The organism is Stenotrophomonas sp. 05L44_2, assembly GCF_056665995.1.
In genome coordinates this window covers 1-5,653 of record NZ_JBFTNR010000205.1, presented here as the reverse complement: position 1 = coordinate 5,653, position 5,653 = coordinate 1, and the positions used below count along the sequence as shown (strand labels likewise).

The window sequence follows — 5,653 nt, the reverse complement described above, 5'->3', positions numbered from 1 at the left end:
GCCTTCGCTCGCGATGCTGGCATCCCCTTGGTGGCGTGGCCCCTTCGCGCGAAGAATCTTGATGGGCTACGTGCACTTCTGGACAACGGCGCAGATCCGAATGCACGCGTATACAAGACGGTGGACGGGCGCAGGCTTGGTTACAACAATGCGATGGTCTACGCGGCAAAGATGGACGACCCTCGCTTCCTGGAGCTGCTCCTGAAGCATGGCGGAGACCCCAACACCCGCAACTCAGCCAACGAGACTCTACTGCTGCAGGCATTCCTCAGCGGAAATCAGTGGAAGAACATCCAGGTACTGATTGAGAACGGGGCCAACATCAATGAATCAAGCCTGGACCTGGGCGATGACACGGTCCTGAGCTGGTACACGACGCGAGGCGGCTTCGACTACGCTTACTGGCTACTGGAACATGGTGCTGATCCAGCGATTGCAAAGCCGGAAGGGTCCAGCCAGCCTGGCCGGCAGAAGATGGTCGAGGACATCTACTGGGAAATCACCACGCCGGACAACCTGCCGTGGCAGAAGAAATGCCAGCAATGGCTGGCTGAGCGCAACATCCCCCGCCCGCCGATGCCCGAACACATCCGCAGGAAGCGCGAGGCCTTCAAATTCCCGAGCAAGGAAGAAGACATTCCGCTGCTCTGATTCCTGTCTCAGCTGCCGGAAAGCAGCACGCAGTCATCCGGCAGATGCATCCGCACCCTGCCCGCCACGCAGTCGATGCGGAAGCGGCGTGCCTGCACCGGTTCGCCGTCCAGGTTCAACGTCAACGGCTGCGGTGCGTCGATCTGCAGCCACGGCAGCTGCGCGCGCGTGGCGACACGTTCAAGCGCCGCCTCCTTGCCGCCGGTCAGCATCTGTCCAAGGGTGGCTGCGACTTCACCCTCCAGTTCCGGCACCACGGTGACGTCCAGCAGGCCGTCATCGATCAGTGCCTGGGGGCACAGCTGCTGGCCGCCACCGGCCTGACGGCCGTTGCCGATACCCAGCGCGATGAACCCACCTTCCCACTGGAAGTCCGGCCCGCTCAGGCGTGCGGTGATGGGTTCGATGCGGCCGAGCTTGGCGATACCGGTGATGACATAGGCCAGGCCGCCGAGCATCTTCTTCAAGCCGGCATCGGTTTCCACCGTGACCTGGGTGCCGAAGCCGCCGCTGGCGAGGTTGGCGCACCACCATGGCTTGCCGTCGGCATCGACGCGCAGCAGGTCCATGGGGCGTGGGTGGCCGCTGGCAACCAGTGCGAAGGCCTCCTGCGGCTCCACCGGAATGCCGGCAGCGGTGGCGAAATCGTTGGCGGTGCCCATCGGCACCAGCGCGAGCGAAGGCAGCGCCTCAGCCGGCTCGTCGCGATGCGCCAGCGTCTCGGCGACCGCGCTGAGCGTGCCGTCGCCGCCGGCCGCCACGATCACGTCCACGCCGTGGTCGATGGCCTCGGCGACGTAGCGCTCGGCATCACCGTCTTCCCAGGTCACCCGCACTTCCAGCTGCACGCCGCGTTCGCGCCAGTGGCCCACGGCCTCGCGCAGGTCATCGTTGCCTGCGGACTTGCCGTTGAGGATCAGGCGCCAGCGGGGGGTGCTCATGCGGTGCTTCCAGGGAAGGGCGGCACAGGCTAGCAACCGCGCGTTCGGGGCCAGTGAAAGGCAGCGGCCACCGTTCAGGTCAGGGCGCTGGGCTCGCCCGCGCGGCATGTCATGCAGGTGTCATCGGCCACCGGGAGAATGGAAGGCCATAGCAGGGACGACGGATGGAGGCAGGATCAGCCTCCCACGCATGCAGCAAGGCCACGCCAGTGTTTGGCGTGGCTTTTTTTTACCCATCGCGCGGGTGTAGAGGCCGGCTCACAGGTAAGCCTCGATGGGACCGTGCAGGAGGCAGCTGTCGAAGGCATCGATGCTGCACAACATCGCTTCATCAATTGCGTACTCCTGCAACAGAAGGTTGAGCGCCGGAATTCCGGTCACGAACCTGCGTTCCACCCGGGTCTGCGCGTCCTGCATGGCGTAGTCGTAGTCGAAGCCATAGGCGGTCTCGGTGAAGCGTGCGGCATGGGTGATCATGCGCAGCTCGTAGGTGTCTTGTTCGCCAGGAATGACATGGGCGAAGCAGCGCAACCCGGTGTCCACCGAAGCCAGCTCCGCTGCCAGCGCCCATCCCTTTTCAAGCGCCGCGAATGGCCGCGGCGGCGGTGATGGGTGGCGGCGACGCCAAAGCATCATGGCGCGTTCCACGTCATGGCCAGCGGCCTGCAGCTCGATGGCGGCCTCGGCGACCCCCAACCCTGTGCGGTGCCCGTAATCGGCCACGAGCTGATCAACCACCAAGGCGTGCGCCTGTGACAGGTCGCCGCCGGCAGCCTCCAGCGCCTGCCTGCAGACAGCAATCGAGGCCGGCAGCCGCTGGCGGAGTGCGGCAATGGCGTATTTCATCGGCACACCAGTCACCAGGAAACGGCCTACCCGGCGAATGCCTTCAGCGCCTCACCTTCCAACCGGTACACCGTCCACTCGTCCTGCGGTCTGGCCCCGGCTGCGGTGTAGAACTCGATGGCCGGCGTGTTCCAGTCCAGCACCGACCATTCGAAGCGACCGCAACCTTCAGCTACCGCCTGGCGGGCGATGTACTTCAGCAGCGCTTTGCCCGCGCCGGAGCCGCGTTTTTCCGGGCTCACGTACAGGTCTTCCAGGTAGATGCCCTTGCGCCCCAGCCAAGTGGAATAGTTGTAGAAATACACCGCGTAGCCGATGGCTTCGCCGTTCGCCTCGCAGACCAGCGCGCGGGCGGTGGCGTCGGCGCCGAACAGGCTTTCGGCGATGCCGATCTCATCGGTCTGCACCGACTGCTCTGCCTTCTCGTAGATCGCCAGTTCGCGGATGAACCGAAGGATCAGGCCGGCGTCGGCGACGGTGGCCGGGCGGATGTTCAGGAGTGCCATGAGCAGAAAAAAGGGGACGGAGGGGATTAAGCGAGCTTAATCCCCTCCGTCCCCTTTTTGTCAGCGCGCTGCAGCGACGTTGGCGCGCATCTGCGCGATCACGTCCTGGTAGCTGGTCTTGGCGTTGAAGATGGCCGAGCCGGCGACGAACGTGTCGGCGCCAGCGGCGGCGATCTCGCCGATGTTGTCGGCCTTCACGCCACCATCGATCTCCAGGCGGATGTCACGGCCGCTGGCATCGATCTTCTGGCGCACCACGCGCAGCTTGTCCAAGGCCGACGGAATGAAGGMCTGGCCGCCGAAGCCCGGGTTGACCGACATCAGCAGCACCAGGTCGAGGTCGTCCAGCACCCAGTCGAGGATGTCCACCGGGGTGGCCGGGTTGAGCACGATGCCCGGCTTGCAGCCCAGCGAGCGGATCAGCTGGATGGTGCGGTGCACGTGGCGGCTGGCCTCCGGGTGGAAGCTGATGTAGGTGGCACCGGCCTCGGCGAAGTCCGGGATGATGCGGTCGACCGGCTCGACCATCAGGTGCRCGTCGATSGGCGCGGTGAYGCCGTRCTTGCGCAGYGCCKRGCARACCATCGGSCCGATGGTCAGGTTKGGCACGTAGTGGTTGTCCATSACATCGAAATGGACCCAGTCCGCACCTGCGGCCAGGACGTTGTCGACTTCCTCGCCCAAGCGGGCGAAGTTGGCCGAGAGGATGGAAGGAGCGATGAGGCAGTTGGACATGGCCGGGGCCTTCGGAACGGGGAAAGGGGTCTCCCGCCCGCAGGCGGGGCAATGGGGTCAGCGCTTGCGCAGGGTCTTGATGCGGTCGTAGGCGGCGTTGATGCGCCGCGACTTCTGCTCGGCCTGCTGCTGCAGCTCGGGGGCGGCGCCGCCCAGCTTGTCGGGGTGGTACTGGGAGATCAGCTTGCGGTAGGCGCGCTCGACCTCGGCATCGGTGGCCTCGGAGGTCAGCCCCAGCTCGCGGTACGGGTTCTCCTTGTTCAGGCGGAACCAGTCGCTGTCGAAGGCATGCCCCAGCAACAGGCCGACCACCGCGCCGAACAGCGGATTGGGCCGGAACAGCAGGGCGCCGGCGATGAATCCGAGCAGTTTTCCGTACCAGCGCATGGCGCTCCGGGGTCGGCCGACGAAATGGACGCTCATTTTACGTCACAGCGGGCCCGGACCGCTTTACACTAGGCCRCCCGCTGACCAGTTGCGGGCCCGCCGGGTCCCCTGGGCAGCCGTCTCGACGAAGCCCCAGGAGTGCCCGTGCCAACCACGCTGTTGCAATCCGATCTCCCCGGCCTGCCCTTGCGCCACCGCGGCAAGGTGCGTGATGTGTTCGATATCCCGCGCGAGCGACTGCCGGCCGGTACCCCACCGGGGGACTACCTCTTGATGGTCGCCACCGATCGCCTGTCGGCGTTCGATGTGGTCCTGCCCGACCCGATCCCGGGCAAGGGCGAGATGCTCTGCCAGGTGTCCAACTTCTGGTTCGCCAAGACCGCGCACCTGATGCCCAACCACCTGACCGGCATCGATGTGGCCAGCGTGCTGCCCGAGGGCGTGGACGCGGCCCTGTACGCCAAGCGCGCGGTGGTCACCCGCAAGCTGAAGCCGGTACCGGTGGAAGCCATCGCCCGTGGCTACCTGATCGGCAGCGGCTGGAAGGACTACCAGCGCACCGGCAAGGTCAGCGGCATCGAGCTGCCCGACGGCCTGCGCCAGGCCGAGCAGCTGCCCGAGCCGATCTTCACCCCCTCGACCAAGGCCGCCGTTGGCGACCATGACGAGAACATCGACTTCGACGCGATGGTGAAGACGGTCGGTGCGGAAATGGCCGAGCGGGTGCGCGACGCGACGCTGCGCATCTACAAGTTCGCGGCCGATTACGCACGCGAGCACGGCATCATCCTGGCCGACACCAAGTTCGAGTTCGGTACCGACGCCGACGGTCGCCTGTACATCATGGACGAGATGCTGACGCCGGATTCCTCGCGCTACTGGCCTGCCGACGAGTACGAAGTGGGCACCAGCCCGCCGAGCTACGACAAGCAGTTCGTGCGTGACTACCTGGAGACGCTGGACTGGGGCAAGACCGCCCCGGGCCCGAGCATCCCGGCGGAGATCATCGAGCGCACCCGCGCCAAGTATGCCGAGGCGCTGCAGCGCCTGGCCGGGATCAGCGTCGACTGATTCCCCTGCGCCCCGGCCCGCGTGGCGGGGGCGTTCTGAATGCGGTAGTGCAGGCCGCTGGCCGGCAAGCCCGGCGAACGTGCAGCCAGGCATGGCCTGGCTCTACTGACGGTTGGCAGTGCCGGTCGCTGGCCGGCAACCCCGCGAACCTGCAGCCAGGCATGGCCTGGCTCTACTGCCGGCCCCGGCCGGGGTATGCTGGCCACATGCAGACCAGCACCCAGCTTGCGCGTCCGATCGACCGCTATTTCGCCAGCTACTCCGACGACCACCGCAATGTGGTCAACCAGCGCATCCACGTGGTGGCGGTGCCGGCGATCCTGTGGTCGGTGGTGGCCCTGCTGTGGTGCGTGCCGCCGCTGATCACCTGGTTCCAGTACGGCATCTGGTCGGCGTTCGCGATGTTCAGCGCGTGGTGCTTCTACAACAAGCTGTCGCGTCCGCTGGGCATCGGCATGCTCATCCAGTTCTTCGTGTTCGGCTGCCTGTGCCGGCTGCTGGAAGCGGAAATCGGCC

8 protein-coding genes are annotated in these 5,653 nt (G+C 66.0%); 3 read left to right on the top strand and 5 right to left on the bottom strand.

Annotated elements, in window-relative coordinates:
- Nucleotides 1-651 (top strand): ankyrin repeat domain-containing protein (locus AC1VAN_RS09085; RefSeq protein WP_480985669.1); only part of this gene is annotated, 651 nt, incomplete at its 5' end.
- A gap of 8 nt (nucleotides 652-659) precedes the next feature.
- Here the strand turns inward: AC1VAN_RS09085 and yegS are convergent.
- From yegS to AC1VAN_RS09060, 5 genes are all read right to left on the bottom strand, one after another.
- Nucleotides 660-1,592, bottom strand: a complete 933-nt coding sequence (gene yegS, locus AC1VAN_RS09080) for a lipid kinase YegS (protein ID WP_059065388.1) — start codon at nucleotides 1,590-1,592, stop codon at nucleotides 660-662.
- Between the two features lie 258 nt (nucleotides 1,593-1,850).
- Nucleotides 1,851-2,438: a hypothetical protein gene (locus AC1VAN_RS09075; protein WP_033832404.1), complete on the bottom strand. Its 588-nt coding sequence runs from the start codon at nucleotides 2,436-2,438 to the stop codon at nucleotides 1,851-1,853.
- A 26-nt stretch (nucleotides 2,439-2,464) separates the two neighbouring features.
- Complete coding sequence (locus AC1VAN_RS09070) at nucleotides 2,465-2,944, bottom strand: GNAT family N-acetyltransferase (protein WP_025874607.1); 480 nt, start codon at nucleotides 2,942-2,944, stop codon at nucleotides 2,465-2,467.
- A 60-nt stretch (nucleotides 2,945-3,004) separates the two neighbouring features.
- Complete coding sequence (rpe, locus tag AC1VAN_RS09065; RefSeq protein ID WP_480985668.1) at nucleotides 3,005-3,679, bottom strand: ribulose-phosphate 3-epimerase; 675 nt, start codon at nucleotides 3,677-3,679, stop codon at nucleotides 3,005-3,007.
- 57 nt (nucleotides 3,680-3,736) lie between these two features.
- Nucleotides 3,737-4,066: a J domain-containing protein gene (locus AC1VAN_RS09060; RefSeq protein WP_025874605.1), complete on the bottom strand. Its 330-nt coding sequence runs from the start codon at nucleotides 4,064-4,066 to the stop codon at nucleotides 3,737-3,739.
- A gap of 144 nt (nucleotides 4,067-4,210) precedes the next feature.
- Here AC1VAN_RS09060 and AC1VAN_RS09055 point away from each other — a divergent pair, with 144 nt between their 5' ends.
- Nucleotides 4,211-5,137, top strand: a complete 927-nt coding sequence (locus AC1VAN_RS09055; RefSeq protein ID WP_032976644.1) for a phosphoribosylaminoimidazolesuccinocarboxamide synthase — start codon at nucleotides 4,211-4,213, stop codon at nucleotides 5,135-5,137.
- A 206-nt stretch (nucleotides 5,138-5,343) separates the two neighbouring features.
- Nucleotides 5,344-5,653: Mpo1-like protein (locus AC1VAN_RS09050; protein WP_480985667.1), on the top strand; the 310-nt coding region annotated here is incomplete at its 3' end.

What these genes read in the sequence shown, in the direction of transcription:
- yegS (WP_059065388.1), bottom strand. Translation starts at nt 1,592, where the DNA reads ATGAGCACCCCCCGCTGGCGCCTGATCCTCAACGGCAAGTCCGCAGGC.
- AC1VAN_RS09075 (WP_033832404.1), bottom strand. Translation starts at nt 2,438, where the DNA reads ATGAAATACGCCATTGCCGCACTCCGCCAGCGGCTGCCGGCCTCGATT.
- AC1VAN_RS09070 (WP_025874607.1), bottom strand. Translation starts at nt 2,944, where the DNA reads ATGGCACTCCTGAACATCCGCCCGGCCACCGTCGCCGACGCCGGCCTG.
- AC1VAN_RS09060 (WP_025874605.1), bottom strand. Translation starts at nt 4,066, where the DNA reads ATGCGCTGGTACGGAAAACTGCTCGGATTCATCGCCGGCGCCCTGCTG.